We start from the raw sequence: 25,247 nt of genomic DNA on the forward strand, positions 1-25,247 counted from the left end.
CGCGGGCTTAAATCAGATGATTGGCCACATACGTTGGGGTCTTAAAGGCCTCGATTGAAGCTTCAGCCTCTTGGAGAAGAGACGATATGGCGACGAAAGAGACGGACGAGGTCGAGAACGAACGCGAGGGCACGACCGACGGTCCTCTGCTCGACCTTTCCGACGACGCCGTCAAGAAGATGATAAAGCTCGCAAAGAAGCGCGGCTTTGTCACGATGGACGACCTGAATGCGGTGCTTCCTTCCGAGGAAGTGACGTCGGAGCAGATCGAAGACACGATGGCGATGCTGTCCGACATGGGCATCAACGTTGTCGAGGACGATGAGGCTGGCGAGGAAGCTGAAGCAGAGGGTGATGGCGAGGAAGAAGCCACCGAACTCGCGGAAGCGACTGGCACTGCGGTTGTAGCTGCTCCTGCGAAGAAGGAGCCGACGGACCGGACCGACGATCCAGTGCGCATGTATCTGCGCGAGATGGGTTCGGTGGAGCTACTGTCGCGCGAAGGCGAAATCGCAATTGCGAAACGCATCGAGGCCGGACGCGAAACGATGATCGCCGGGCTTTGCGAAAGCCCGCTCACCTTCCAGGCAATTATCATCTGGCGTGACGAACTCAACGAAGGAAAAATCCTTCTGCGCGAGATCATCGACCTCGAAGCGACCTATGCTGGCCCAGAAGCCAAGCAGGCTCCGATCGTCGAGCGCACCGAAGAAGAGACCAAGCCCAAGGACGATAAGACCCGTCGTGGCCGTGAGGACGATGACGTCACCAATGTCGGTGGCGACAATCGCGGTGAAGAGGACGATGAGGAAGAAGACGAGGTCAACCTGTCGCTCGCCGCGATGGAGGCCGAACTGCGTCCTCAAGTCATGGAAACGCTTGACCTCATCGCTGGGACCTACAAGAAGCTGCGCAAGCTCCAGGACCAGTTGGTCGAGCAGCGCCTTGCAGCAGCCGGCAGCCTGTCGACGAGCCAAGAGCGTTCCTACAAGCAGCTGAAGGATCAGCTGGTTACGGCAGTGAAGTCGCTGTCGCTCAACCAGGCCCGTATCGAGGCACTGGTCGAGCAGCTGTACGACATCAACAAGCGCCTGGTTCAGAACGAAGGCAAGCTGCTGCGTCTGGCTGAAAGCTATGGCGTTCGCCGCGAGGACTTCCTCAAGGAATATCAAGGCTCCGAACTTGATCCGAACTGGATGAAGTCGATTGCCAACCTCTCCAGCCGTGGCTGGAAGGAATTCTACCAGAACGAGAAAGACACGATCCGCGACATTCGCGGTGAAATCCAGAATCTCGCGACCGAGACCGCGATTTCGATCCTCGAGTTCCGCAAGATCGTCAGCCAGGTCCAGAAGGGCGAGCGCGAAGCTGCAATCGCCAAGAAGGAAATGGTTGAGGCGAATTTGCGTCTCGTGATATCGATCGCCAAGAAGTACACCAACCGCGGCCTGCAGTTCCTCGACCTCATTCAGGAAGGCAATATCGGCCTGATGAAGGCGGTCGATAAGTTCGAGTACCGTCGTGGTTACAAGTTCTCGACCTACGCAACGTGGTGGATCCGTCAGGCAATCACCCGTTCGATCGCGGACCAGGCGCGTACGATCCGTATTCCGGTGCACATGATCGAGACGATCAACAAGATCGTTCGTACCTCGCGCCAGATGCTGCACGAGATCGGCCGCGAGCCGACCCCGGAAGAGCTGGCCGAAAAGCTGGCGATGCCGCTTGAAAAGGTCCGCAAGGTCCTGAAGATTGCCAAGGAACCGATCTCGCTCGAAACCCCGGTGGGCGACGAGGAAGATTCACACCTCGGCGATTTCATCGAGGACAAGATGGCGATCCTGCCGATCGACGCTGCGATCCAGGCGAACCTGCGCGAGACCACCACGCGCGTTCTGGCTTCGTTGACGCCGCGTGAAGAGCGCGTCCTGCGCATGCGTTTCGGCATCGGCATGAATACCGACCACACTCTGGAAGAAGTCGGTCAGCAGTTCTCGGTGACGCGTGAGCGTATCCGTCAGATCGAGGCGAAGGCGCTGCGCAAGCTAAAGCACCCGTCGCGCTCGCGCAAACTGCGCTCGTTCCTCGACAGCTGATTGAGCTTTCCGGGCCAAGTGCCTGAATTTGGAATCGAAACGGCCCGCTCACAAGGCGGGCCGTTTTTTGTGCGGCTTCGGTGGCGTAGCATATTGAGGGCTGGGCTGAACGGCGTATAGAATTGCAATCCGTAGCGAACGATACCCCGGACCCCAATGCCCCACCGCAACACCCTGCCGACTGTGCGTGACAGCACGGTCGATGACATGGCCGCCGTGCACGCGATCTATGCGCATCACGTGCTTTACGGTAGCGCCACCTTTGAAGAAGTCCCGCCGTCGCTGGAAGAAATGCTCACCCGTCGCGAGGCGGTGCTTGGCAGCGGCTTGCCGTATATCGTTGCCGAGGTGGAGGGCGTCGTGCAGGGCTATGCCTATGCCGGCATGTTCCGCCCGCGTATCGCCTATCGCTACACGATCGAAAATTCCGTCTATCTCGCGCCCGATATGGGCGGGCGAGGGCTTGGCAAGGCGCTTTTGATCGAGTTGATCGCCCGCTGCGAGAAGGGTCCGTGGCGGCAGATGATTGCGGTCATCGGTGACAGCGAAAATCACGGCTCGATTGGCCTTCATCGCAGCCTTGGCTTTCACCACACCGGCACGCTCACCTCGACCGGCTTCAAATTCGGCCGCTGGGTCGACACGGTGATGATGCAGCGTTCGCTGGGCGACGGCGATGCTTCCCTGCCCGAACAGCCGACAATCAAGTCCTCGAAATAAACAAGCTCTCGATCACCGCGGCGATGACAGTACGGTGATCCTCGGCGCTCGCGCCGGCCTCAATGGCTAGAGCAGCGCGATCGCTCATCGCAGAGAGCTGCGTTGCCAGCGCATCAGTGGGCAGGGGGCACATCTCGCCCGCTTCAATAGCAGCTGCTAGGCCCTCACGCAGAGTTCGCCCACCGTGGCGCTGATCAATCTCATCCAACGTTTTGGGGCCAAGCACCGCGGGTCCATCAAGAAGCAATAGGCGCGTGCGACCGAGCACAGCCATTGCCGCGAAAAACGCATCCATCCCTGATAGCAGGCTTTGCTTGGTGGAAAGCGGTGCTGCGGTTGCAGCGTCGATCTCGGCCGCGACAGCTTGCGCCTCTGCTTCAACGACGCCCGCAAACAGCGCCTGCTTGTCCGCAAAGTGGTGATAAAGCGCGCCGCGTGTGACGCCGGCTGCGGCGACGATCTCCGGCGTGCCGGTTTCCGCATAGGATTTTTCGACGAACAACGTGCGCGCTGCCGCCAGCAGTGCGGCGCGGGTTGCTTCGGTCCGTTCGCGGTTCGAGCGGCGAGGTGGCGCTTCTTGCATGCATGCAGCCTGTATGTTATTCATAAGATACATGCGGAATGTATGTTAGTGATGAGCGGAAGGGAAGGCCATGAAGGCGACCAGCTACTACCCTGTGATCATGACTGGCGATGTTGCCGGGACCGCCCGCTTCTGGGTCGAGCATTTCGACTTCGTCCAGGCATTCGAAAGCGACTGGTATGTCCATCTCACCTCGAGCGCGGACGAGGCGATCAACCTCGCGATCCTGGACGGAGAACATGAGACCATTCCGCCAGAAGGGCGAGGGCGGATAAGCGGTCTGCTGATCAACTTCGAGGTCGACGATGTGGACGCCATTCACGACAGGCTGGCTGCAGCAGGATTGCCAATTCTGCGCTCGCTGCGCGACGAGGCATTTGGGCAACGACATTTCATCACCAGCGATCCAAATGGCGTCCTGATTGACATTATCAAGCCGATCCCACCCACGGGCGAATATGCGGATCAGTATACGGACGCGTACCGCCCAGTCTGATAGAGGCATATTTGCAATCACCGCCAAAGAGGTTCAGCCTGCCGCCTTTCAAGATTCGTGGAGGCCTTAATGCTGACGCTCTATTTCGCCCCCGGTGGTTGCTCGCTCGCACCGCACATTGCGCTTGAGGAGGCAGGTGCGGAATATGAGGCGCGCAAGGTAGATTTCGCGGCCAATGAGCAGCGTTCGGCTGAGTATCTGGCGATAAACCCGAAGGGACGTGTTCCGGCACTGGTCACCCCGCGCGGGATCCTGACCGAAACGCCTGCCATACTCGCTTATATCGCCCAGTCCTTTCCCGGGGCCGCGCTGGCGCCGGTGGCAGATTTTTATGAGTTCGCCGAGATGCAGGCGTTTAACGCCTATTTGAGCTCAACGCTGCACGTAGCGCATGCCCATGGTGTCCGGGGAACGCGCTGGGCCGATGCGCCGGAAGCCATCGACGATATGAAGCGGAAAATGCCGGAAGTCGTCACATCCTGCTTCGAGATGGTGGAGCAAAAAATGCTGCGCGGGCCGTGGGTTATGGGTAAGCGCTACACGGTCGCGGATGCCTATCTCTTCACAGTCGCGCAGTGGATCGAGAAGGACCAGGTCGATACTTCCGTGATCCCGCGGGTGCTGGAGCATCGCGAGCGGATGAAGCAGCGGCCGGCGGTCGCCAAGGTGTTGGCGCGCGAAGCGGCCGCCTAGGCAAGCGAGATGGTCCAGTCAGTTCTGACGATATCAACGCAAGGGCAGGGCTCTACGAGTTCACGGATGAGGTGTCTGCCTTCGTACGTGAGGCCGATGTTGAAGCCGGTCTTATTGCGGTTTTCGTGCGCCATACATCGTGCTCGCTGATCATACAGGAGAACGCAGACCCGGACGTACAACGCGACCTCAACGAGTTTTTCCGCAGGCTGGTGCCCCCTTCGAGTGATCCCTCGATGCGTTGGGTGACACACACATCCGAGGGGCCGGATGACATGCCGGCTCATATCAAGGCCGCGCTGAATGCTGTGTCCATTTCGATCCCGGTAATGGGCGGGCGCCTTGCTTTGGGAACATGGCAGGGCATCTATCTGTTCGAGCATCGCGACCGGCCGCATAGGCGCGAAGTTGTGCTGCATCTTGCCCGGTGAACGGTTTTCTTTCCTGTCTCGCTGCGGCATAGACAAGAGCAGTGAGCGACGGAGACGAATATGTCATTTTGGAAAAAGCTGTTTGGCGGAGGCTCCCCGACTGCGGAAGCTCCGGGAGAGCCAGTCGAGCATAAAGGCTACACCATTCTGCCGACCCCGTTCCTCGAAGGAGGCCAGTTTCAGACCTGCGGCGTGATCTCCAAGGAGATCAATGGCGAGGTCAAGGAACACCGGTTCATTCGTGCCGATCGCTTCAGTTCGAAAGAAGATGCCGTCGAAGTCACGATCCGCAAGGCGCAGCAAGTGATTGATGAGCAGGGAGACCGGATTTTCGGGTAGTGCGATGCGCTTGATGCTCAGCCTTCTGCTTTTAAGCGCGCTGTCCGGATGCGCCGCCTATGGAGGCATTGCGACGGCGCGGGTTAGTGAAGACCGAATTGTAGCTTCGGGCAATAGCGTAAGCGTAGCGCCGTCCGGCATCACCACGCGATCAGAGCGATCCGAGATTCGCTACTGAGCGCGCAATTTACCCTGCTCAGCCACCGCGTTGAAAAAAATCCGACTGGGTGACCAGCCGGATTTTCTACTCGTCTGTGAGAGACGGGAACTATCGAGAGCTTGCGACGGGTGCCACCAGTGGCGTGATGCGTCGGATCGCAACGCGGCGGTTCTCGCGTTCCGGAGATTCCGTGTTCACCTTCAGGTAGTTCTCGCCGTAGCCCTGGGTGACCAGATTCTCCGGCGGAATGCCGAATACGTTGGTCAGAGCGGTTGCAACGCCTTCAGCACGGCGGTCAGAAAGGGCGAGGTTTGCTTCGTCTGATCCCACAGCATCCGTATGCCCTTCAATCAGGAATACCTCGCCTGGGTTATCTTCAAGTAGACGATTAATCGCGTTCGCCACGCCCTCGAGGCGCGGAACGGCATCCTCAGAGATGTTGGGTGAACCAAATTCGAAGTTGATCGTGTCCAGTTCAACCCGCCGGACGCTGTCGCGCACGCGCGCCGAATAACGCACCTCGTCTACAGAGTAGAGACGGCGGACCGGCTCAACGGGGGGCTGCTCAAGGAACTCGTAGTAGATATCATCATCCTGGACGGTTCCAGCGTCGAGGATGTACTCGTTCGCCGGGATCGTCAGACGTAGAGGCGGAAGATCACGGCCTGGATCGCGCCAAGCACGACGTTCGTCCCGATCTCGACGCCCGCCATCGGAATAGACCAGGACATACTCACGACCATCGGGCGAAAAGCGCGAGCGCTCAACGACATCGCCATAACGATCATAAACCGTCACGACCTGAACGCCGTTACGACGGACGACGGTCTCGCGATAGCGACCGCGCGGAAGCTCTTCGTAATAGACCTCCTCGGCATCGCGTCCGATACGACCGCGGTCGTCGCTGCGCACGAACGTCTGGTTGTTGAACTGAAGGATGGTACGATCGCCCAGCTCCCTGACAGGTTCAAAACCTTCCCAACGCTCGCGACGACCTTCGTAGTTCTCGATTCGGCGGCCTTCTTCCGAGCGGAGTGAACGGAACTCGACTGGCTGCTCGAGCTGCTGTGCTTCGACATCAGAGGTAGGAGGTGGACCTGCCGGAGTTGCTGGTGCAGGCGCGGGTTGTGCCGCCTGAGGAGCCTGGCCACCATCAGGGGCCTGTTCGGGAGCCGGAGCCTCCTTTGCGCTATCCAGAAGCGGGGCCTGATCGCCGATAGCCTCGCTGGCTCCTTCTGTGACGGGTGGTTGCCCTTCTGCAGGAGCAGTCTCGGTCTGAGGGGCCGGCTGTGCCGGCTGCTGCTCAGCAGGTGCGGCTGGCTCGACAGGCTCGGCAGGCTCGGCAGGCGCAGCATCCGTGGGCGCCTCTTGAACCGGGGGTGTCGGAGCCTCGTCTTCAGGCGCTGCTGGTTCCTCCGGGGCTGGAGCGGGGGTAGGCGCTTCTCCGGTCGGAGGAGTCGGTGCCTCAGGTGCGTCAGTCGGCGTTGGAGCGTCCTGCGGCGTCTCAGCCGGTGCCGCTTCCTGTTCACCCGCTGGCTGCTCACTTTCCGCTTCCGGTGAGGGAGTGGGCGTGGGAGCTTCCTCAGGTGGCGGAGTAGCCTGCTCGGGTGCACTCTCCTGCGTTGGAGCCGCCGGTTCCTCGGCAGGAGCCGGGGAGGTGGGCTCTTCAACCGGAGGGGCCTCTGCTGGCGGCTCTTCTGCTGGTGGAGGAGGGGCTGCCGGCTCCTCCACTGGTGCAGGAGGAGGAGCCTCGTCTGCTGGCTGAGGCGCTTCAGGTGCAGGCGGTGGCGCCTCTTCGCCGGGGGCAGGCGCTTCCTCTACAGGGGCCGGTGTCTCTTCCGCTGGAGGAGGCGGAGGTGCCTCTTCCGCAGGAGCAGGCACTTCCTCAGCTGGCTGCTGTCCTTCAGCATCCTCGCGAGCTCGGCGGGCCTCTTCCTCGGCCCGACGTCGCAATTCTTCTTCGCTTAGCCCCTCTTCGGCCTGGGCAACCATGAAGGACGCGCCGTCGCTTTCGGTAGACAGCAGCGTATCCGCAATTGCGGACTGAGCCGCGGGTGCCTGTCCGGCAAGCATCACCAATGCCAGCGCGGTGCCCGTTAGAATTTTGGATCGGGTTCGCATCTTCGAAGTCTCCTGTCCGGGTCGTCCCAACTCATCGCAACATCATTTGCGGCGTTTGGTTCCTTTGACGGATGATGTTGGGTGAAGAACTGGCAATCGCACGGCAAAACCATTGCTGGGAGGCGCAGCCCTTGACGCCACGTGCCGTAGCGCCCAAGGGGGGACCCATGGAACAGTTTTGGATTGAAAAGTCGCTCGAGGAGATGAGCCCGCAAGAGTGGGAACAGCTTTGTGACGGTTGCGGAAAATGCTGCCTGTCAAAGCTCGAGGACGAAGACACAGGCGATATCTACTGGACGAGTGTCGGTTGTCGCCTGTTCGACGATGAATCGTGCAGCTGCAGCGATTACGAAAACCGCCAGGCCAAGGTGCCTGACTGTGTTCGTTTGACGCCTGCAAAGGTACGTACCATCACCTGGCTCCCATCGACCTGCGCCTATCGTCTCCTCGCACAAGGACAGCCACTCTATTGGTGGCACCACCTTGTGTCCGGCAGCAGGCAGACGGTGCATGACGCAGGCATATCCATCAAGGGCTGCGTAACCGCGAGCGAGGATGACCTCGTGGCCCCGGAAGATTACTTCGCGCACATGCTGGCTGATGAGCCATAGACCTTTGGCCACTTGGCAGAATTAATCCGCGCATTAAGGTCCCGATGGAATCACATTGCGAGGAAACTACCCATGAGTGAAGCCAACACGATCGCCCTCATCGAGCGCTATATCGCCGCGTTCAACGCAGGAGATAGCGAAGGCATGCTGGCATGCCTGACGGATGATGTCGCCCACGACATCAATGAAGGCGGCCGCGAAATCGGCAAAGAGCAGTTCCGTTGGTTCAACGGAATGATGAAGAAGCATTACCGGGAGGAGCTGACCGACGTTGTCGTCATGGTCAGCCAGGGCGGTGGCCGCGCAGCCGCGGAATTCACCGTAAACGGTACCTACCTTGTGACAGCCGAGGGACTGCCTGAGGCGAAGGGCCAGAAGTACGTTCTTCCGGCAGGTATCTTTTTCGAGATCGACAATGAGCTGATCTCGCGGGTGACAACCTACTACAATCTCGAGGATTGGACCGCTCAGGTCTCCAAGGGGTGAGATGATGGAAGTCAGGCGGCTTTCCCGGTCGGAGGCGGAAGCCGCCTTCGACGAACTCGCACGATTGCGTATCGTCGTTTTCCGAGATTTTCCATATCTCTACGAGGGAGATCTCGACTATGAGCGCGATTACCTTTCGACGTTCCTGAAATCGCCGGGCGCCGTCGTCATCGGCGCGATAGACGGCTCAAAGCTCGTTGGCGCTGCGACTGCCTCGCCGCTGGCTGATCACTTCGACGAGTTCGGCAAGCCATTCATCGAGCGCGGCCTGGATCCTGCCAGTTATTTCTACTTCAGCGAATCGGTGCTGGAGAAAGAATATCGCGGGCAGGGCGTAGGCGTTCGCTTCTTCGAAGAGCGGGAGAAAGCTGCCCGCGAGCAAGGCTTCCCCTCTTGCGTGTTCTCGTCTGTCGTTAGACCCGAGGGGCATCCAATGCTACCAGCTGGGTATCAACCGCTGGACGCCTTCTGGACCAAGCGGGGATATTCCAAGATTGACGGTCTTGTGAGCGAGTTTTCCTGGAAAGACATTGGCGAAGCTGAAGAGACGGCGAAGCCGATGCAGTTCTGGGCCCGCACGTTCTGATCGAGGCATGATAGCCGCAAATGAACGGTAGATGAACGGCTGGTTCGAAAGCCGTTCAGGAGCCACGCTCCATGATACGAACATCAAATCCCGGCCCAGAAGTCCGACAGGAGAATCCCGATGTTCAAGTTTGCCAAGACTGCCGCCCTTTCCGCTCTGCTCGGCCTCGGAGCGATTGCGGCCATCCCGACAGCTGCCCAGGCGCAAAGCGGTGGCGTCTATCTCGGCTTCGGTCAGGGACCGAGCGTTGGTTTTCACTTTGTTGATCGTGGCCGCCATGATCTCCGTGGCCGCGACCGTCATCCGCCTCGCGCTCATCACCGCGGCCACTGCTCGCCACGTGAAGCAGTTCGCAAGGCCTCGCGTATGGGCCTGCGCGATGTTCGGGTGGTCCGTGATGGCCGCCGTGTGGTCGAGGTCGAGGGCCGCCGTCACGGCAAGCGCTATTTCACGGTCGCCTTTGCCAATGAGCGCGGCTGCCCGACCCTTCGCTGATCCCGGCCTGCCGCCAAAGAAAAAGCCCGGCTTGAACCCGGGCTTTCTCTATTCAGATTCTGATTCCGGAGACGGGCCTAAGTGCCTGTTTCCGAAACCAGACGGGTCATTGAGGCTGGATGCCGAAAGTGACGCTCACCTGCACACGGTAGACATTTTCACCGGCCTCGAGCGGCACAGCGTCGGCTGACGCAGCTTCCATCCGCACCATCTTGGCGCTGAGCGGCATCGGCGGAGGGGTCATCGATTGTTCGGAAATTTCGAGGACAGGTCCGAGCCCGACACCGGCCGCTTCCGCAAGCGTCTTCGCCCGTTCCATCGCGTCCTTCACCGCCCGTTTGCGCGCCTCGGTAACGGTCGCTGACAAATCGTCGTTGGTAAAGGAGATGCTGCCGCCCTGGTTCACGCCAAGCGTGACGGACTCATCGATGATCGCGCCTAGCTTTTCGATGTCGCGCACGCGCACTGTCAGCGTGTTCGAAACTTGGTAGCCCTGGATGCGGGGTGCTTCACCTGAATTGTCCTGCGGATAAACGTAGCGCGGATTGATCTGCAGACCCGAAGTCTGAAGATCGCGCCCCTCAATGCCGGCTTCCTTGAGAGCGGCAATGACAGCGCTGATCGCCTCATTGTTTTGATCCAGTGCCTGGCGAGCCGTCTCCGCCTCGCGCATCACTGCCAGGCTGACGATCGCCATATCCGGCGCGACCGACGCTTCGCCTTCGCCAACGACGAGAATGCGATTGTGGTGCGGTGGGTGTAGCTGCTGCGCTGCGGCGAGCGACGGTATAAACAGGGCGGCGGCGAGAAGGAGGGGCAGGTATCTGCGGTTCATGTCGGTCTCCGGATGAATGCCTACCAAGGCGGATAGTCATTCATTATGTGGGGAATGCGGCGAAGACCTTGTGCCGCAACGAAAAACCATTTAGGTCAGCCTCGTGGGGCCTGTAGCTCAATGGTTAGAGCCGGCGGCTCATAACCGCTTGGTTGGGGGTTCGAGTCCCTCCGGGCCCACCATTTTCTTCCAGAAACCCCTGCAATTCCGCCACTTTCTCTGCTAGATTAACCTGCAAATGCAATGACTTAGCTTCCGCTACAGTTCTTTTGCGTTCGCGTTAGTTCACCTACAGCCGCGCGATTTGACGGTATCGAAAACCCCTCCGATACCGTCTTTCAAAAAGCCAAAATACCGTCGCGCGGTATCGAGCAGGAGAAATACCGTCACCATGGCACTCAGCGACATCGCAATCCGCGCCCTCAAGCCACGCGACAAATCCTACAAGACCGCCGACAAAAATGGCCTCTACATGATGGTCTCAACGACCGGGGCAAAGCTCTGGCGCATGGACTATCGCTTCCAAGGGGCGCGCAAGACGCTCGCCCTCGGCAGCTACCCCTCCATCACCTTGGTCGAGGCCCGACGCCTGTGCGACGACACCAAGACACTTCTGGCGCAGGGCGTCGATCCGGCCCACGAAAAGAAGGTCGAGAAGATGGAGCGCAATCACGCCTCCACCCTTTTCAAGGACGTGGGTGAGAACTGGTACGCGCTGAACCTGTCTAGCTGGAAGCCGAGCTACGCCGTTCGCCTGCGTGCCCGCCTCGTCGATGATGTCTATCCCCAGATCGGGAACCTGCCCATCCGCGCGATCCGGCCCCAAGAGATCGTCCAGTGCGTGCGCAAGATCGAGGAGCGCGGTGCCATCGAAATGGCGCGCCGGGTCCACGACATGATCCGCAACATCTGTGCGCTGGCCGTGGCCGAGGGCATCATGGATTTGAACCCGGCCCGCGACACCGCGACCGCGCTCGCCCCGCCGCCGCCCGTCAAGCACCGCACCGCGATCAAGGCGGTCGAGCTTCCCGAACTCATGGGCAAGCTGACTGAGCGCGCCGAGGGCAATGACGCGGTGACCATCTGCGCCCTGCAAATGACCGTCCACACCTTCGTCCGCACCAACGAAATCCGCTTTGCCGAATGGCACGAGTTCGAGGACCTTGGTGGCAAGAAGCCCCTCTGGCGCATCCCGCAGCACCGCATGAAGGTCAAATCCAACAAGACCCAGCCGCGCGGCGATCATCTGGTGCCGCTCACCCCGGCCACGGTCGCGATCATCGAGCGGGTGCGCAAGATCAACGGCGACAGCAAATACGTCTTCCGCTCGCCCACCACCAAAGCCGATCAGCCCATCTCGGAAAACGCCATGCTGTTCTACTTGTACCGAATTGGATACAGCGGGCGCGCCACGGTCCATGGCTTCCGCTCGACCGCCTCGACGGTGCTGAACGAGCATGAGTTCAATCCCGACTGGATCGAGATGCAGCTTGCCCACATCGACGCTTCGATCCGTGGCGTCTACAACGCCGCTCTCTATCTCAACCAGCGCCGCGAGATGATGCTGTGGTGGTCGCGGTTTGTTGAGACCGGCGAGACCGACCGGCAGGTGAAGCCTGCGCCCGAGCCTGCGCCCGAGGGTAAATCCAAGGTCAAGGCGCGCATCGTGATTGAGGTGCATGACGACATCGACGAACTGCTCTGACGAAAAAGGCCCCGGCGATGAACCGGGGCCTTCTCAATTCAGGGGCTCATCTGAGCCTTATGCGGGCATCGGATAGCCGACCAGCGCCGCGATCTGGCGCAGGTGGTAGTCGAGGAAGCCAGTTTTGTCTGCCGCCCACTGGACGGTGCCTTCCATCGAGTCAACACGGATGGTCAGCGCATCGACCTTGCCATCTGCGGCAGCGGCCTGCCCTGCGGCTGCGGGCACACTGGTGTCGAAGGCATCGAGGCGGGTGTTGGCCTGATTGGCATTGTACGAGGCTGCGCCCACTTCATCGGCAGCATATTGCGCTTTGCCGTAAATGGTGCCGAGCACGGTTTGCAGATCGTTGGCGGGGATGTCGTCGATGGCGGCGACGGTAACGGAGGTGGCTGCGACCATGATGGTCCTCACTTTCATTGATAGGTGTTTGGTTTCCGTAGGAAAATGATCCTCTATCCAGACACGCGAATCAACAGAAAGTGGTGCAGCCACGCAAAAAGAAACCCCGCCGAAGCGGGGCTAGTTTCTGAGGTTCTGAGACAGTGTGTCCACGGCAGTGAACGGGTTGAGCGCTTGCCTATCGTTGCAGGCTGACTAGGCCCGCTATTGTCGGCTGGCGTTTGAGGCTGTCCCACGCTCCGGTCAAGGAGCAGAATGACCGCCTTACTACCGCGCTCAGGAGGATAATGCGGGGCGATGGGCCCTATCGCCTTTATAAGGTCAGTGCCGTGAGGCTACTTGCATTATCCTCCTGAGCGCGGTTGGCGTGAGAGTTGTTCCAGTGCCGGTGTGACTGTCACAAGCTGCAACCCGTCAGTGGCTCTCACGAATCCCTTCCTAAAGGCACCGGGGTTGCCAGTCAACCAATTATTGAGTAGAAGGGAGAAAGTTGAAACGGAAACCCCTGACTCATGAACGCACCACGTCTCATCCGTCTCCCAGAACTCACCTCGCACCTCGGCATCGGTAAGACCAAGCTCTACGCGATGATCAAGACCGGCGATTTCCCCGCACCCGTCAAAATCGGCAAGGTCTCTGCGTGGCGCGCCGACCGGGTGGAGAAGTGGGTGGAATCACTGCCCAAGTCTTGAGTTGCTGTTCAACTATCTATTGAATAGACTATCCGTCAAAGCGCCCTGACGGATACTCACCATGGACGATGATTTTGACGATCTGCTCGGGACACCCGCGCCCGCGCAAGATGATGATTTCGACGACCTGTTCGATGATGACGAACCCGAGGTCGAATATGCCCGTGGCATCGGGAGCAAAGGCTTCAACAAGAGTCTGACTGCGGCCCATGTGGATCGAGCGCTCAAAGGTGCGCCACCGATCTGGTTCGCAAAGCTGCTGAATATTGGCCGCACCACGGTGCAGCGTAAGCTCGAACACCTGACCCCGCGCGTCGTCGGAAATGGCACCAAGCTCTACGATCCGCGCGAGGCGCTGCCTTTCCTCGTTCAGCCCCATGACCTGAAAAAGCACATCGCGCAGATGAACCCTCGCGATCTGCCTGAGCGGCTGCGCAAGGAATACTGGACCGCCCGCAAGGTGGAGCAGCAGGTGCGCCGGGAAAGCGGCGACCTCTGGCACAGCGTTGATGTGGCGAAATCCCATGGCGACATCCTCAAGCTGGTAAAGGACACGGTGATCCTTTGGGCCGACACCATTGACGAGTCCGTGGGCCTGACTTCGCCACAGATAGCTCTTCTCGACGACCTTGTGCGCGACCTGCTCACACAGCTTGCTGACAAGGTGGAGCAATACGCCAACAACGACATGACCCTCAGCCACGAGGCCGAATATGCCGATGACGAGGACCTGTGATGAAAACCCTCGGCGGCATTATCAAATCGACCCTCTCGGTCGTTCGCCCTTCTGAGAAGCTGACCATTTCCCAATGGGCGGCGAAGCGGCGCTATATCAACGTCCCCGGCGCGCACGTTGGCCTGTGGAGCGCAGACAAGACCCCATATCTGCCTGAACCCTTGGACACGCTGGGAAGCCTCGACTTCACCGCGATGGTGTTCGTCGGGCCCGCGCGGACGGGTAAGACCGACATGATGTTCAACTGGATGGGGTACACCGCCGACAACGATCCAGCCGACATGCTGATCTATGGCATGACGCAGAGCCGCGCCGAGGAAATCGGCAAGAGCGAGTGGAACAAATTCGTCGCGGCCAAGCGCCCTGACGAAGAGCGCTCGATCATTCAGCGCCTTCTGCGCCCCGGCAAACAGAACGTCCTCGACAAGTATTGGCTCAACGGCACCGAGACGATGTTCCGCTGGCCCTCGATCACCGAGCTTTCGGGTAAGACCAAGCCGCGCGTCTGGATCGAGGACTATGACCGTATCCAGCCTGATCCTGACGACATCGACAAACAGGGCACCGCGTTCGACCTCGCGCGCAAGCGGACGACCACCTTCAAACGCTTCGCCATGACCGGCATCGAGGCGTCACCCGGCTTCGAGGTCTCCGACCCAAACTGGATCGCAGCGACACCTCATGAGGCCCCGCCAACCAAAGGCATCCTCGGCATTTACAACCGTGGTGACCGCCGCCGCTGGTATTGGCGCTGCCCGCACTGCAATGAGGCGTTCATCCCGCAGTTCAAGCTCTTGGCTTGGCCCGATGAGGGCGAGAACCTTGAGCGCTCCGAGCAGGTCTACATGGTCTGCCCGCAGAATGGCTGCGTCATCACCCCCGATCAGAAGTTCGAGTTGAACAAGAATGGCCGGTGGATCAAGGAAGGTCAGACGTGGAACGAGGATGGCTCGATCACCGGCAAGGCGCGGCGCAGCGAGATCGCATCCTTCTGGATGGAAGGACCCGCCGCTGGTTTCCAGACATGGCAGGGCTTGGTCCTGAACTATCTCGACGCCATGGACGAATACCGGCGCTCGGGCTCTGAGGGTCCGCTCAAAAAGACCATGAACACCGACCAAGGTGTGCCCTACGAAAAGCCCAAGGACGAGAACGCGCGCCTGCCCGAAGTGCTCAAGGCCCGCGCCGAGGACTGGGGTGCAGGTCATTCCTTCGAGAGCAAAGAGCCGACTGTGCCCGAGTGGGTGCGCTTCCTCGTTGCGACCGTCGATATTCAGGCGCGCAGTTTCGTGGTGCAGGTCACCGGCTTTGGCGAATATGGCGAGATGACCCTCGTGGACATGTTCAAAATCCGCATGTCGAACCGCGTGGATGAGAAGGACGCCCGCCGCCCGCTGCTGCCGATTGACCCTGCCGCGCACGCCGAGGACTGGGACATGCTCATCCCCGAGGTGATCGAGAAGACCTATCCGCTGGCCGATGGCTCCGGTCGCCGGATGCCGATCAAGATCAGCGGCTCGGACTCTGCCGGTAAGGACGGCTTCACCACCAACGCGGTCGCCTTCTGGCAACGCCTGCGCGACGATCCCGAGGGGCGCAACTATCACCGCCGCTTCCACCTCCTCAAGGGTGACCACCCGCGCGACGGGCAATGGCTTCGCTTGCAGTCGTTCTATGACAGCAACACCAATGGCAACATGGCCTTCCTGCGCGGTAAGATTCCCTATCAGCGCCTCAACTCGAACGCGCTCAAGGACCGGCTGAACGTCATCCTGATGCGCTCCGATCCGGGCGGCGCGCGCTTCCGCTTCCCCACATGGGCCCCGAACTTCTTCTACACCCAGCTTTGCGCTGAGAACCGGGTGTCGGGTAAGGGCTGGGTCGCCCCGAGCGGCAAGCGCAACGAGGCATTTGACCTTAGCTACTACAGCATCGCCCTTTGCCTCATGCCCGAGATCGCGCTCGACCGCATCAAATGGGATGAGCCGGATCGGGTGCCGGGTTGGGCGAAGCCGTGGGCTGAGAATGATTTCATCATCCAGCCGGATGGCGAGGTAATCTTCATGCAGAAACCGCCGGTGGATCGTAAGCAACTCGAAGACGCCGCAAGTGAGTGGGTCTAATCAACATTTGGTTGATACTAATACAGCCGATCAACAACTTGTTGCATGGTAAACTAAAACTGGGTTATACGGGCAAGTAACCCATGGAGTTAATGCTCGTATGACCACCTATGTCACTCAGGAGATGCTGAACGAGGCGCGCCAAGCCCGTCATCGCCTGCTCACTGGCGGCGGGGTCTATCAGTTCCGTGATCAGAACGGCGAACAGGTCTCCTACGCGAAAACCGATCTCCCCAAACTCGACGCCTACATCCGCTGGCTCGAAACCGAACTTGGCGTCGGCATCCCCGTGCCTGTGATGAAGGTGTGGATGTGATGACGGTCAAGCTCGATAAAGAATCCGAAGAATTGCTCGGCACGCACACTGCCGACAATCCCCCCGTGGTTGATGGTTTCAGGGTGCCTGCGACCACGGGGCGCGAATTGGCTATCGCCGGTGACGCCTATGAAGGTGCGTCCCGCTTTAGCACGGAGCTTGGCTCCTACCAGCCCGCCACCCGCTCGGCGGATCAGGACATCGCCCCTGCCAAACGTCTGGCGGATGCTCGCTCCCGCGATCTGACGCGCAATGACGCCTATATCCGTGGCGGCGTCACCCTGCGCAAAGACAACATTGTCGGCTCTTACTTCATGCTGAACGCTCAGCCCAACAGCTTCCAGCTTTTCGGCAAGGAAGATGCAAAGTGGGAAGAGGAGTTTCAGGAAGAGGTCGAGGAGAAGTTCGCGGCCTATGTCGAGAGCCCGCGCAACTGGCTTGACGCGAGCGGTCACAGCACGCTGACCCAGATGGTCCGCATGGCCATCGAGCAGCACACCGTTCATGGCGAGGTGCTTGCCTCGGTCGAATGGCTGCGCGCCGGTCGCCGCCCGTTCCACACTGCGATCCAGATGATCGACGTGGACCGCCTGAGCACGCCGCCCGAGCAGAGCGGCAACCCGAACATCGTGATGGGCGTCGAACTGGGCCCAGTCTGGCATGAGCCGGTGGCCTATCACTTCCGCAAGGCGCATCCGTCCGACTGGTCCACGCCGAACTCGTTCCAGTGGCGTCGTCAGCCTAAGGAACTGCCGTGGGGTCGTCTTCAGATGATCCACCTTTTCGAGCAGTTCCGACCGGCCCAGACGCGCGGCATCGGCACGATGATCACGGCCATCCCAGAGATGAAGATGAGCCGCCAGTTCCGCGACGTGGTGCTGCAAAACGCCATCGTCAACGCGACCTATGCCGCGACCATCGAGTCCGACAGCTTCGACGCCAGCACGATCTTCGCCCAGTTGGGCGGCACCGACTTCCCGCCCGAGAAGGTGATGGAAGCGATGATGGCGATGTCCAAGGGCTACTACGAGATGGTCGCCTCGACGGTCGGCAAGTCCAAGAACCTGCAAATCGGGGGCGTCAAAATCCCGTGGCTCCCACCGGGCTCGAAGCTGAACCTTCAGGGTGCAGGTCAAGGTGGCCCGCTTGGCACCGACTTTGAATCCTCGCTGCACCGCGCAATGGCAACGGCCTTCGGCGTCTCTTATGAGCAGTGGTCCAAGGATTATTCCAAGACCAACTACTCGTCCTACAAGGGCGCGATGACCGAGACCTACAAAGCGATGGCCTCGATCAAGAAGGCCGTGGCCGACACATTCGCCTCGTGGGTCTATCGCCTCTGGCTCGAAGAGGCCCTGAACCAAGGTCAGATCACCTCGATCCGCCGCAACATGCCCTCGTGGTACGAGGGGCAGAACGAGGAATGGTACTCCGATTGCGACTGGGTTGGTGCTTCGCGCGGTCAGGTTGACGAGGTGAAGGAAACCGAAGCTGCGATCCTGCGCATCGACAATGGCTTGTCTGATCTCAAGACCGAGAACGCCCGCCTTGGCCGCGACTGGCGTAAAGGTCTGCGTCAGATGAAGCGCGAGATGGAGTGGAAAGAGTTCTACGGCGTCATGCAGGAAGAGAAGATGAAGGAAGCCGCTTCCACGACCGCCGCCAAAAAGGATGCCAAGAAATGAACAACCCATTCCTCGCCACCTTCGAGAACCAGCCAGCGATGATCAGTCTCGGGACCGAGGCTCGGTTTAAGGCATTCCTCGACAAGGCCGTCTCGACGCTGGACACCATTGAGGCCAACACCTCGCCGGTGACGATGCAGGACGAGTTCTGGCCGACCGCCGATAGCTGGATGTCAGCCTACCGCCCGTATGTGGTGAAGAGCGGCATCCTGATGATCCCCGTCAAAGGCGTGCTGCTGAACGACTTCGGCTACGCGCTCGGGAACTGGGCGACAGGCTATACCTACATCGCCAAGGCGTTCGACCGAGGACTTGCTGACCCCGAGGTGAAGGGTATTGCGTTCGTCATCGACTCGGGCGGCGGTGCTGTCGCTGGCAACTTCGATCTGGTGGACCGCATCTACGGTGCGCGCGGCCAGAAACCGACCCGCGCATTTGCTTCTGAGCACGCCTATTCGGCTGCTTATTCAATTGCAAGTGCCGCAGACAACATTGTAGTGTCCAGAACTGGTGGGGTTGGTTCCATCGGTGTGGTCACCTCCCACTTTGACATGTCAAAGCGCGTTGAGGCTGAGGGCTACAAGGTCACCTTCATCCACTTCGGAAAGCACAAGGTTGACGGCAACTCGTATGAGGCGCTGCCCCCCGAAGTGAAGGAACGCATCCAAGGGCGCATCGACACCCTTGGGCAAGTCTTCGTGTCCACCGTGGCACGGAACCGAGGCATGAAAGAGAAGGCCGTTCGGGACACCGAGGCTCTTACCTTCACTGCCGACGAAGCCCTGTCCAATGGCTTGGCCGACTCCATCGGCTCGCTTGAGGACGCAATCGTAGCGTTCGCTACTGACCTGTCCAAAACGGAGGACGACAACATGTTTACTCAGGAACAGTTGGACGCTGCTGTTGCAACGGCAACCGCATCGGCCAAGGAAGAAGGTAAGAATGAAGGTATGAACGCAGGTGTCGCTCAAGAGCGTGCTCGCGTCTCGGCCATCGTGACCTCGGAAGCGGGTGCTGCCCGTCCGAAGGCTGCAATGAAAATGGCGCTGAACGAAAAGTTCGCCGCTCTGGACGCTGACGCCATCGTCGAACTTCTGGCTGAACTGCCGGAAGAAAAGGCCGAAGCTCCTGCCCCCGCTGCCGCCGAAGTCCCCAAAGGCAAAGATGGTGCTGCGGCTGACTTCAAGACCGCCATGGACAAAGCCGAGCATCCGCAAGCAGGCGCTCCCGGCGAGAAGCAACCCGACAAGTCGAGTGCCCGTGCCGCCGCCGCTCTCGGTGCCATCGGCGTGAACTACAAGCAATAACCAACCGGCCTGAAGGAGAAGCCAAATGGCTATCAACACCCCCTACCTCGCCCATCTGGCCGGTTTTCCGGGCCAGTGGTCTGACGAGATCAACCCCGTTCGCGAGGGCCTGATCCTGAACAACCCCGATGTCGTCACGGTGGACATGACCATCGCGGCCTCGCAGACCATCGCGGAATACACCCCGGTCGGCCTCAACGCCGCTGGCGATCTGGTTCCGGCTGTCTGGGCCGCTGATGAGACCGCAGTGAAACCTGTTGGCATCACGCTGTTCCCGATCACCACTCCGGCAGGGACGCCGCTGAAAGGCGTGCCGATCCTGATCCAAGGTGGTCTGAACGTGGACATGATCAAATGGCCTGTATCGTTCGACACCTTTGAGAAGAAGCTCGAAGCGTTCCGTGGCGCTCCGACGCCGACCAATATCGTGGTCAAGAAAGCGTACCTCGGCGCAACCGTGGCCCAACCGTAAGCCGCTCGACGGCCCGATTTTTACAGGAGATACCAAATGGCTATCGAGCTTTGGACCCCCAATGATCTCTACGCGCTGCGGCGCGATGATCGCATGGACGATGTTCCGTCCTACTGGCTGGACGAGCATTTCAATGCCGACCACTATGCTGAGGACGGCGAAGTCCGCTTCGGTGATCTGGAAGAATCGACCCGCTTCCTCGCACCGTTCGTCCTGCCCTATGAGCAGGGCAAGGCCATGCAGCACATGGAGCCCGAGAGCGTCGAGGCGTTCCGCGTGCCGTACATCAAGCTGAAGAACGCTGTTCGCCCGGAAGATGCCAAGAACATCAAGCCGAGCGACATCTTCCGCAACGGTGGTCAGCCGCCGAGCCTCGAAACGCGCTTCGACGCCCGCGTTGCTGAACTGGATCGTCGCCATCGCCGCGCGATCCGTATGCGTGAAGCATGGATGGCCGCTCGTGCGATCATCGACGGTAAAGTCCAGATCGACTTCGAGCGCGATCAGGGCGCAGCCAGCCCGTCCGTTCTGCTGGACTTCGGGCGCGATGCTTCGCTGAACGTGGTCAAGACCGCAGACTTCTGGAACGACCCCGACACCCCGATCCTCGACGATCTGGAATCGTGGCTGAACCGCATGTACCTGATCCACGGTGGCGGCTCGGGCTCCCGCCTGACTGTCGGCGCTCAGGTGGCCGGTGTGTTCCGCAAGAACAAGCAGGTCCTCGACATGCTGGACACCAAATACTACGGCGCGCCGGAAGGCGTCTCGATCAACCGTGGTATCAACCGCATCTCGCAGCCGCGCACCTACATCGGTCGTCTGGAATCGGGCCTTGAAGTCTGGTCCTACAAGGACACCATCGACGTTCCGACCGTTGGTGGCGGCAAGCAGCGCGTCGATCTCTTCAACGAGAAAGACATTCTGCTCGAAGCTCCCGGCGCAACCGGCGTCCGCGTCCGTGGCCCGATCTTCGACACCAAGGCCATCGAGTCTGGTCAGGTCGCGGCTGAGGTCTTTGCAAAGATGTGGGAGACCGAGGACCCCGGCGAGAAGTGGCTGATGCACCAAGCATCGTTCCTGCCGGTGCCGCTCTACCCGAACCGCACCCTCAAGGCGCGCGTTCTCGCTTGATGAACCGATTGGCCCACTGTTATGGTGGGCCAATCAACCTTTTGTAGATCAGGCATGGAAGGATCACCCCAATGTTGATCAAAGCACTCACCTCCATCGAAGGTTCGCGCAAGTCGCAGAACCCCGTCATCAACCCGAACTCCGTGTTCGAGGCCGATGACAAGACCGCCAAGCGTCTGCTCGATATGGGCGCTGCTCGTGAGGCCACCAAAGAGGACATCGCTCTGGCGAAGGTCCATGGCCTGATGATCGAGACCGCCGACAAGCCCGCGCCCGACACTGGCAAGGCTGACACCAAACCCGCCGCCGCAAAGGGCGCTGACAAGCCCAAAACCGATGCGAAGCCGGACGCCAAGTCCGACGATCCGCTCTGATCCATAGGAGATCGTAATGGCTAAGATGTACGCCCTTCACCAGATCATCCTCGAAGATGACAAGGTGGTTCCCCGTCACACCGTCTTTGACGCCACGCCTGCACAGGCCAAGCAGTTCGATGCGCTGAAAGCCGCACGTCCTGCGACCGCTGAAGAAGTTGCTGAGGCCAAGGAAGCTGCCGCGAAAGCGGATGGCAGTGCCTTTGCTGAAGGCCCGTCGCCCAATGATCCGTCGCCTGCTGACAACCTGAAGCCCGCCTCGGGCGCGCCGGGTGATCCGCAGTCGCCGCCGAAGGGTAAGTAAGATGAGCATCCGCGACATCCGCAGGACCGCGCGCAGGCAACTGCACGACGCCTTCAAGGTCGCGGTGCTCTATATCCCGCGTGTGGGTAGCCCTGCGCTTCTCCATGCGCGGGATCACACCAAATTCCGCGTGAACGCAATCGAGGGCGCTGTGCGATCCGGCAACGGCCAAATGGTCGGTCGTCAGGAGATGGAGCCTTCCATTATCTTCATGCGCGATGAGCTTGCCGCCAATGGCGTGACGCTCATCCGTGGTGGCGTGATCTCCATCGAACGGGGAGAAGCCTATACGCTCGACAACGCAGAAGCTCCCGACGACATCACCGTCAAATGGTTCGTCACGGCCATCAGCAATGAGCGGGAGTTGGCTGAACTACCTGTGCCCGAGGACCTGTCATGAGAGACACGTTCGCACTGGTGATTGAAGGGTTGACCCACATCAAGTCTCTTGAGGACCTGCCGCAGGACATTATCCGCGCGGCGCGCATCGCCGTAAACGATGCTGCAACCCGTGGCCGCACGGCCATGGCTAAGGAGGTTCTGCATCAAGTCAATCTGCCGAGGGATTATGTCTCCCCCAGCGGCAAGCGCCTGCACGTCTCTGATAAGGCCACCAACAAAAACCTCGAAGCAGTGGTTTCGGCCCGCGTTCGTCCCACATCGCTGGCACGCTTTGCTCAAGGCGGCGCGACCCGTGGACAGCGTAACGTGCGCGTTGAGGTGAAACATGGCGCTGTTCGGCAGGTTCCGGGTGAGAAGCGGATGGATCAAGGCTACAGCGCCTTCCTGATCAAACTGCGCGCGGGTTCCGCCGACCTCGACACCAAGAACAACCTTGGTCTGGCGCTCCGAGTCCCATCCGGCAAAAAGCCGAGCCGTGCTTACCAACCAAAAGCCCTCGGCAAAAACCTGTTCCTTTTGTACGGGCCCTCGGTCGCACAGCTTCTTTTGCCCGTGCGCAATTCCAGAGGCGGCGTGGCCGAGCAACTGACCCCCGACATTCAGCAGATGCTGTCGGATGAGTTCTGGCGGCAGATGGAGCTTTGAGATGCCAATCACCAACATCCCACCCCGCCTGAAAATCCTGCTGGCGCTCACCGATGTGCTGAAGGAGATCAACCCGGCCAATGGCTATGAGTTTGATCTGACTGATGATGAACACGCCCGCCCGCGCGTGGTCCGTGGTCGCCTCGTGATTGGTGATGACGAGCCTCTGCCCATGGTGAGCATCCTTGAGCAACCCATGGCCGATGAGCCCATCCGCACCGAGCATCAGCGCGACAACACGATCAACGCTGGTAAGTGGTCCCTCATCGTTCAGGGTTGGGCTGAGGGTGACAAGCATAACCCCAGCGACATCGCATACCAGCTTGAAGCTGAGGTGCGTAAACGCTTCGCGCTCGAAAAGAAACGCCCTTCGGCGCGCCCCGGTCGCGGCGAGACCCGTAACTACTTCGGTCTCGGCGGGCTGATCTACAACTTCACAATCGGTCAACCTGTGGTTCGACCTGCGGAAGGTATCTCGCCTCACGGGACCTTCTATTTCAATCTGACGCTAGAAATAGCGGAGGACATGGCAACTGACTTAGGTTAAGTTGCCGATCAACTACTTGGTGATCAATCAACTACGGAGTGGACCAAATGGCCTTCGAGAACAACTATACCCTTGGTCGCGGCGAGGTCTACTTCGCCCGTCGCGATCCGATTACCGGACTGCTGGGCGGTGAGCGCTACATCGGCAACACCCCCGAGTTCAACCTGACCGCCGAAGAAGAGAAGCTGGAACACTTCTCCTCGGATCGCGGTATCCGGGTGAAAGACGCGACGGTGACCCTTCAGGTGAACTACACCGGCACCATCTCGTGCGACAACATCGACGCCGAGAACATCGCGCTGTTCTTCCTTGGTGAGAACCAGCAACTGACCGTGGCTCAGGCCACCGTCACGGACGAACAGGTCGGCGTGACCGGCGTGGGCGTCGAGAAGGGCATGTTCTATCAGCTTGGTGCATCGCCTGCGAACCCCTCGGGCGCGCGCGGCGTGATCTTCCCCGGCACGGCAGGCACGGCCTTCTCGCTGAAGAAGGGCTCGGTCGAACTGGTCTCGGGCGTGGACTTCGTGGTCAATGCTCAACTTGGTCGGATCGAAATCCTCGACACCTCGACCACCGTTGAGGATGGCGACATCCTGACCGCGACCTACACCGTGGCGGCTTCGACCCGCGAGCGTGTGATCTCGGGCTCGACCGCCATCGAGGGTGAACTGCGCTACATCTCGTACAACCCGAAAGGCGAGCAGCGCGACTTCTTCATGGCCGCAGCAACGCTGTCCCCGAACGGCGACTTCCCGCTCAAAGCCGACGAGTGGCAGGTCATCCCGTTCAACGTGGAAGTGACCAAGAAGAACGACCAGACCCCTGCGATCATCGCAGACGGTCGCCCGTTCACCGCCTGATCAACAAACAGTGGAGCGGGCAAGTCTCGCTCCACTTATCCCTGACACCCTGACTTCGGAGAAACCCCTGTGGCACTTAAATACACCGTGAAAACCAAGGACGTGAAAGACGGCGATGAAGTCGTTGGCTCCGTCCACGGCCTGTCCTTCAATGCCATCGTTGGCCTGATCAATCTCAACCGCGAAGTGGTCGAGACGCTGTTCAACAAGTTCAGCGGGCGCGAGGCTGAATCCATCACCGACACCGAGATCAGCGCAGTCGGCATGGAAATGCTGGAAACCGCACCGCTCTTCGTGGCGCAGGTAATCGCTGAAGCGACCGATGCCTTCGACGGTTACGACCCGAAAGACGAGAACGCGGTCAATCCGCTCGACACCATCATGTCGATGCCGCTCGGCCTGCAACTCGCCTTCCTGCAAGAGATCATGCCGCTGACCTTCAATGCCGGGGGCGGCGTAAAAAAAATGCTCGCTCTGGCCCTCAAGGCGAGTCAGGGCGCAAGCCAGAGCGGAAACTAACCCTCGACGACTGGCTATGGAACATCCGGGGGCAAGTGAGTGAACTCGTTTCGGAGGGACACAATGAAGCCCCGGATTATCCAATCGCTTTCGTATGGGAGGAAGTTCAGATCGTTGCTGACCGGAAGAATAGAATACTGGCGAGCGAAGCAACGATCCTTCAGCGTGCAATCAACACCGGGGTTGCTTTGGCGGTCGCCAAGGACGGCGGTAAGAAAGCGAGTGCTGACTTCCGAAAATTGGTGAAGTCACTGCTTGGTGACGACATAGTAAGTGAAGAGGCGCTGCCACCAACCCCGGCTCAGGAGCGCCTGAGAAAGCGGAGAGAGCGGCGAAATACTTGATGTAGCCATCGGCCACTGCTGTGTTATA

At 59.9% G+C, this 25,247-nt stretch carries 30 protein-coding genes, 1 tRNA gene and 1 pseudogene; 28 read left to right on the forward strand and 4 right to left on the reverse strand.

The features are described from left to right. Positions 1-86 precede the first annotated feature (86 nt). Positions 87-2,096, forward strand: a complete 2,010-nt coding sequence (gene rpoD / locus IOD40_RS04845) for an RNA polymerase sigma factor RpoD (protein ID WP_198474868.1) — start codon at positions 87-89, stop codon at positions 2,094-2,096. A gap of 156 nt (positions 2,097-2,252) precedes the next feature. Then, positions 2,253-2,816, forward strand: a complete 564-nt coding sequence (locus tag IOD40_RS04850; protein WP_198474870.1) for a GNAT family N-acetyltransferase — start codon at positions 2,253-2,255, stop codon at positions 2,814-2,816. Here IOD40_RS04850 and IOD40_RS04855 read toward each other — a convergent pair. Beyond that, positions 2,800-3,399, reverse strand: a complete 600-nt coding sequence (locus IOD40_RS04855; RefSeq protein WP_198474872.1) for a TetR/AcrR family transcriptional regulator — start codon at positions 3,397-3,399, stop codon at positions 2,800-2,802. The genes IOD40_RS04850 and IOD40_RS04855 overlap by 17 nt on opposite strands. A gap of 70 nt (positions 3,400-3,469) precedes the next feature. On the opposite strand from IOD40_RS04855, the gene IOD40_RS04860 reads away from it, so the two are divergent. From IOD40_RS04860 to IOD40_RS04875, 4 genes and pseudogenes are all read left to right on the forward strand, one after another. Further along, positions 3,470-3,895 (forward strand): VOC family protein, encoded by a 426-nt coding sequence (locus IOD40_RS04860; RefSeq protein WP_198474875.1) that lies wholly within the window; start codon positions 3,470-3,472, stop codon positions 3,893-3,895. A 69-nt stretch (positions 3,896-3,964) separates the two neighbouring features. Continuing rightward, positions 3,965-4,588: a glutathione S-transferase family protein gene (locus IOD40_RS04865; RefSeq protein WP_198474877.1), complete on the forward strand. Its 624-nt coding sequence runs from the start codon at positions 3,965-3,967 to the stop codon at positions 4,586-4,588. Positions 4,589-4,597: 9 nt separating this feature from the next. Beyond that, positions 4,598-5,019, forward strand: a pseudogene (locus IOD40_RS04870) (secondary thiamine-phosphate synthase enzyme YjbQ). Positions 5,020-5,079: 60 nt separating this feature from the next. After that, entirely contained in the window at positions 5,080-5,358 is a 279-nt protein-coding gene (locus tag IOD40_RS04875) for an HlyU family transcriptional regulator (protein ID WP_198474879.1), read from the forward strand. 268 nt (positions 5,359-5,626) lie between these two features. Here IOD40_RS04875 and IOD40_RS04880 read toward each other — a convergent pair whose 3' ends face one another. Beyond that, entirely contained in the window at positions 5,627-7,639 is a 2,013-nt protein-coding gene (locus IOD40_RS04880) for an OmpA family protein (RefSeq protein ID WP_198474881.1), read from the reverse strand. Between the two features lie 167 nt (positions 7,640-7,806). Between IOD40_RS04880 and IOD40_RS04885 the strand changes: the two genes are divergently transcribed. The 4 genes from IOD40_RS04885 to IOD40_RS04900 all read left to right on the forward strand — a co-directional run bounded on the left by IOD40_RS04885 (position 7,807) and on the right by IOD40_RS04900 (position 9,817). After that, positions 7,807-8,250 (forward strand): YcgN family cysteine cluster protein, encoded by a 444-nt coding sequence (locus IOD40_RS04885; protein ID WP_198474883.1) that lies wholly within the window; start codon positions 7,807-7,809, stop codon positions 8,248-8,250. A gap of 72 nt (positions 8,251-8,322) precedes the next feature. After that, positions 8,323-8,736: a ketosteroid isomerase-related protein gene (locus tag IOD40_RS04890; protein WP_198474885.1), complete on the forward strand. Its 414-nt coding sequence runs from the start codon at positions 8,323-8,325 to the stop codon at positions 8,734-8,736. A 4-nt stretch (positions 8,737-8,740) separates the two neighbouring features. After that, positions 8,741-9,322 (forward strand): GNAT family N-acetyltransferase, encoded by a 582-nt coding sequence (locus IOD40_RS04895; protein ID WP_198475336.1) that lies wholly within the window; start codon positions 8,741-8,743, stop codon positions 9,320-9,322. Positions 9,323-9,442: 120 nt separating this feature from the next. Next, positions 9,443-9,817 carry a hypothetical protein gene (locus IOD40_RS04900; protein WP_198474887.1) on the forward strand — a complete coding sequence of 125 codons (375 nt, stop codon included), beginning with the start codon at positions 9,443-9,445 and terminating at the stop codon, positions 9,815-9,817. Positions 9,818-9,923: 106 nt separating this feature from the next. Here IOD40_RS04900 and IOD40_RS04905 read toward each other — a convergent pair whose 3' ends face one another. Then, a complete protein-coding gene (locus IOD40_RS04905; RefSeq protein WP_198474889.1) occupies positions 9,924-10,652 on the reverse strand; it encodes an SIMPL domain-containing protein in 729 nt (242 codons plus the stop codon). A 106-nt stretch (positions 10,653-10,758) separates the two neighbouring features. Between IOD40_RS04905 and IOD40_RS04910 the strand changes: the two genes are divergently transcribed. Beyond that, positions 10,759-10,834 (forward strand) — tRNA-Ile (locus IOD40_RS04910). A 209-nt stretch (positions 10,835-11,043) separates the two neighbouring features. Continuing rightward, positions 11,044-12,357 (forward strand): tyrosine-type recombinase/integrase, encoded by a 1,314-nt coding sequence (locus IOD40_RS04915; protein ID WP_198474891.1) that lies wholly within the window; start codon positions 11,044-11,046, stop codon positions 12,355-12,357. Positions 12,358-12,414: 57 nt separating this feature from the next. Here IOD40_RS04915 and IOD40_RS04920 read toward each other — a convergent pair whose 3' ends face one another. Further along, positions 12,415-12,777: a hypothetical protein gene (locus IOD40_RS04920; RefSeq protein WP_210336792.1), complete on the reverse strand. Its 363-nt coding sequence runs from the start codon at positions 12,775-12,777 to the stop codon at positions 12,415-12,417. A 494-nt stretch (positions 12,778-13,271) separates the two neighbouring features. On the opposite strand from IOD40_RS04920, the gene IOD40_RS04925 reads away from it, so the two are divergent. The 16 genes from IOD40_RS04925 to IOD40_RS05000 all read left to right on the forward strand — a co-directional run bounded on the left by IOD40_RS04925 (position 13,272) and on the right by IOD40_RS05000 (position 25,219). Continuing rightward, positions 13,272-13,451, forward strand: a complete 180-nt coding sequence (locus IOD40_RS04925) for a helix-turn-helix transcriptional regulator (protein WP_198474895.1) — start codon at positions 13,272-13,274, stop codon at positions 13,449-13,451. A 61-nt stretch (positions 13,452-13,512) separates the two neighbouring features. Beyond that, positions 13,513-14,187 carry a DUF1441 family protein gene (locus IOD40_RS04930; protein WP_198474897.1) on the forward strand — a complete coding sequence of 225 codons (675 nt, stop codon included), beginning with the start codon at positions 13,513-13,515 and terminating at the stop codon, positions 14,185-14,187. Next, entirely contained in the window at positions 14,187-16,310 is a 2,124-nt protein-coding gene (locus IOD40_RS04935; RefSeq protein WP_198474899.1) for a terminase gpA endonuclease subunit, read from the forward strand. Before IOD40_RS04930 ends, IOD40_RS04935 begins: the two co-directional genes overlap by 1 nt. A gap of 100 nt (positions 16,311-16,410) precedes the next feature. Further along, complete coding sequence (gpW, locus tag IOD40_RS04940) at positions 16,411-16,626, forward strand: gpW family head-tail joining protein (protein WP_198474900.1); 216 nt, start codon at positions 16,411-16,413, stop codon at positions 16,624-16,626. Continuing rightward, positions 16,626-18,311: a phage portal protein gene (locus tag IOD40_RS04945; protein ID WP_198474902.1), complete on the forward strand. Its 1,686-nt coding sequence runs from the start codon at positions 16,626-16,628 to the stop codon at positions 18,309-18,311. The genes gpW and IOD40_RS04945 overlap by 1 nt, the downstream gene beginning before the upstream one ends. After that, on the forward strand, positions 18,308-19,618 hold the full coding sequence (locus tag IOD40_RS04950) for a S49 family peptidase (protein ID WP_198474904.1): 1,311 nt from the start codon (positions 18,308-18,310) through the stop codon (positions 19,616-19,618). Before IOD40_RS04945 ends, IOD40_RS04950 begins: the two co-directional genes overlap by 4 nt. A gap of 25 nt (positions 19,619-19,643) precedes the next feature. Continuing rightward, positions 19,644-20,090: a head decoration protein gene (locus IOD40_RS04955; RefSeq protein WP_198474906.1), complete on the forward strand. Its 447-nt coding sequence runs from the start codon at positions 19,644-19,646 to the stop codon at positions 20,088-20,090. 36 nt (positions 20,091-20,126) lie between these two features. Then, positions 20,127-21,224: a major capsid protein gene (locus tag IOD40_RS04960; protein ID WP_198474908.1), complete on the forward strand. Its 1,098-nt coding sequence runs from the start codon at positions 20,127-20,129 to the stop codon at positions 21,222-21,224. A gap of 71 nt (positions 21,225-21,295) precedes the next feature. Beyond that, complete coding sequence (locus IOD40_RS04965; protein ID WP_198474910.1) at positions 21,296-21,598, forward strand: hypothetical protein; 303 nt, start codon at positions 21,296-21,298, stop codon at positions 21,596-21,598. Between the two features lie 16 nt (positions 21,599-21,614). Next, on the forward strand, positions 21,615-21,902 hold the full coding sequence (locus IOD40_RS04970; protein WP_198474912.1) for a hypothetical protein: 288 nt from the start codon (positions 21,615-21,617) through the stop codon (positions 21,900-21,902). A gap of 1 nt (position 21,903) precedes the next feature. After that, positions 21,904-22,302, forward strand: a complete 399-nt coding sequence (locus tag IOD40_RS04975) for a hypothetical protein (protein ID WP_198474914.1) — start codon at positions 21,904-21,906, stop codon at positions 22,300-22,302. Further along, positions 22,299-22,949 (forward strand): hypothetical protein, encoded by a 651-nt coding sequence (locus IOD40_RS04980; RefSeq protein WP_198474916.1) that lies wholly within the window; start codon positions 22,299-22,301, stop codon positions 22,947-22,949. The genes IOD40_RS04975 and IOD40_RS04980 overlap by 4 nt, the downstream gene beginning before the upstream one ends. 1 nt (position 22,950) lies before the next feature. Beyond that, positions 22,951-23,496 (forward strand): hypothetical protein, encoded by a 546-nt coding sequence (locus IOD40_RS04985; protein WP_198474917.1) that lies wholly within the window; start codon positions 22,951-22,953, stop codon positions 23,494-23,496. A 47-nt stretch (positions 23,497-23,543) separates the two neighbouring features. Next, entirely contained in the window at positions 23,544-24,356 is an 813-nt protein-coding gene (locus IOD40_RS04990; RefSeq protein WP_198474919.1) for a phage tail tube protein, read from the forward strand. Between the two features lie 69 nt (positions 24,357-24,425). Continuing rightward, entirely contained in the window at positions 24,426-24,875 is a 450-nt protein-coding gene (locus tag IOD40_RS04995) for a phage pre-tape measure protein (RefSeq protein WP_198474921.1), read from the forward strand. Between the two features lie 35 nt (positions 24,876-24,910). Next, complete coding sequence (locus tag IOD40_RS05000) at positions 24,911-25,219, forward strand: hypothetical protein (protein ID WP_198474923.1); 309 nt, start codon at positions 24,911-24,913, stop codon at positions 25,217-25,219. Positions 25,220-25,247 lie beyond the last annotated feature (28 nt).

The organism is Aquamicrobium zhengzhouense (assembly GCF_016124105.1).
In the GTDB taxonomy this organism is placed as follows: Bacteria; Pseudomonadota; Alphaproteobacteria; order Rhizobiales; family Rhizobiaceae; genus Aerobium; species Aerobium zhengzhouense.

Excerpts from the sequence above, each read along its gene's own strand:
- IOD40_RS04865 (WP_198474877.1), top strand. The coding sequence starts at position 3,965 with ATGCTGACGCTCTATTTCGCCCCCGGTGGTTGCTCGCTCGCACCGCAC.
- IOD40_RS04990 (WP_198474919.1), top strand. The coding sequence starts at position 23,544 with ATGGCCTTCGAGAACAACTATACCCTTGGTCGCGGCGAGGTCTACTTC.
- IOD40_RS04920 (WP_210336792.1), bottom strand. The coding sequence starts at position 12,777 with ATGAAAGTGAGGACCATCATGGTCGCAGCCACCTCCGTTACCGTCGCC.
- IOD40_RS04960 (WP_198474908.1), top strand. The coding sequence starts at position 20,127 with ATGGCTATCGAGCTTTGGACCCCCAATGATCTCTACGCGCTGCGGCGC.
- IOD40_RS04875 (WP_198474879.1), top strand. The coding sequence starts at position 5,080 with ATGTCATTTTGGAAAAAGCTGTTTGGCGGAGGCTCCCCGACTGCGGAA.
- IOD40_RS04955 (WP_198474906.1), top strand. The coding sequence starts at position 19,644 with ATGGCTATCAACACCCCCTACCTCGCCCATCTGGCCGGTTTTCCGGGC.
- IOD40_RS04965 (WP_198474910.1), top strand. The coding sequence starts at position 21,296 with ATGTTGATCAAAGCACTCACCTCCATCGAAGGTTCGCGCAAGTCGCAG.
- IOD40_RS04890 (WP_198474885.1), top strand. The coding sequence starts at position 8,323 with ATGAGTGAAGCCAACACGATCGCCCTCATCGAGCGCTATATCGCCGCG.
- IOD40_RS04850 (WP_198474870.1), top strand. The coding sequence starts at position 2,253 with ATGCCCCACCGCAACACCCTGCCGACTGTGCGTGACAGCACGGTCGAT.
- IOD40_RS04975 (WP_198474914.1), top strand. The coding sequence starts at position 21,904 with ATGAGCATCCGCGACATCCGCAGGACCGCGCGCAGGCAACTGCACGAC.
- IOD40_RS04925 (WP_198474895.1), top strand. The coding sequence starts at position 13,272 with ATGAACGCACCACGTCTCATCCGTCTCCCAGAACTCACCTCGCACCTC.
- IOD40_RS04980 (WP_198474916.1), top strand. The coding sequence starts at position 22,299 with ATGAGAGACACGTTCGCACTGGTGATTGAAGGGTTGACCCACATCAAG.
- IOD40_RS04855 (WP_198474872.1), bottom strand. The coding sequence starts at position 3,399 with ATGCAAGAAGCGCCACCTCGCCGCTCGAACCGCGAACGGACCGAAGCA.
- IOD40_RS04880 (WP_198474881.1), bottom strand. The coding sequence starts at position 7,639 with ATGCGAACCCGATCCAAAATTCTAACGGGCACCGCGCTGGCATTGGTG.
- IOD40_RS04945 (WP_198474902.1), top strand. The coding sequence starts at position 16,626 with ATGACGGTCAAGCTCGATAAAGAATCCGAAGAATTGCTCGGCACGCAC.
- IOD40_RS04935 (WP_198474899.1), top strand. The coding sequence starts at position 14,187 with ATGAAAACCCTCGGCGGCATTATCAAATCGACCCTCTCGGTCGTTCGC.
- IOD40_RS04885 (WP_198474883.1), top strand. The coding sequence starts at position 7,807 with ATGGAACAGTTTTGGATTGAAAAGTCGCTCGAGGAGATGAGCCCGCAA.
- IOD40_RS04950 (WP_198474904.1), top strand. The coding sequence starts at position 18,308 with ATGAACAACCCATTCCTCGCCACCTTCGAGAACCAGCCAGCGATGATC.
- IOD40_RS04915 (WP_198474891.1), top strand. The coding sequence starts at position 11,044 with ATGGCACTCAGCGACATCGCAATCCGCGCCCTCAAGCCACGCGACAAA.
- IOD40_RS04895 (WP_198475336.1), top strand. The coding sequence starts at position 8,741 with ATGGAAGTCAGGCGGCTTTCCCGGTCGGAGGCGGAAGCCGCCTTCGAC.
- IOD40_RS04930 (WP_198474897.1), top strand. The coding sequence starts at position 13,513 with ATGGACGATGATTTTGACGATCTGCTCGGGACACCCGCGCCCGCGCAA.
- IOD40_RS04970 (WP_198474912.1), top strand. The coding sequence starts at position 21,615 with ATGGCTAAGATGTACGCCCTTCACCAGATCATCCTCGAAGATGACAAG.
- rpoD (WP_198474868.1), top strand. The coding sequence starts at position 87 with ATGGCGACGAAAGAGACGGACGAGGTCGAGAACGAACGCGAGGGCACG.
- IOD40_RS04900 (WP_198474887.1), top strand. The coding sequence starts at position 9,443 with ATGTTCAAGTTTGCCAAGACTGCCGCCCTTTCCGCTCTGCTCGGCCTC.
- IOD40_RS04905 (WP_198474889.1), bottom strand. The coding sequence starts at position 10,652 with ATGAACCGCAGATACCTGCCCCTCCTTCTCGCCGCCGCCCTGTTTATA.
- IOD40_RS04985 (WP_198474917.1), top strand. The coding sequence starts at position 22,951 with ATGCCAATCACCAACATCCCACCCCGCCTGAAAATCCTGCTGGCGCTC.
- gpW (WP_198474900.1), top strand. The coding sequence starts at position 16,411 with ATGACCACCTATGTCACTCAGGAGATGCTGAACGAGGCGCGCCAAGCC.
- IOD40_RS04860 (WP_198474875.1), top strand. The coding sequence starts at position 3,470 with ATGAAGGCGACCAGCTACTACCCTGTGATCATGACTGGCGATGTTGCC.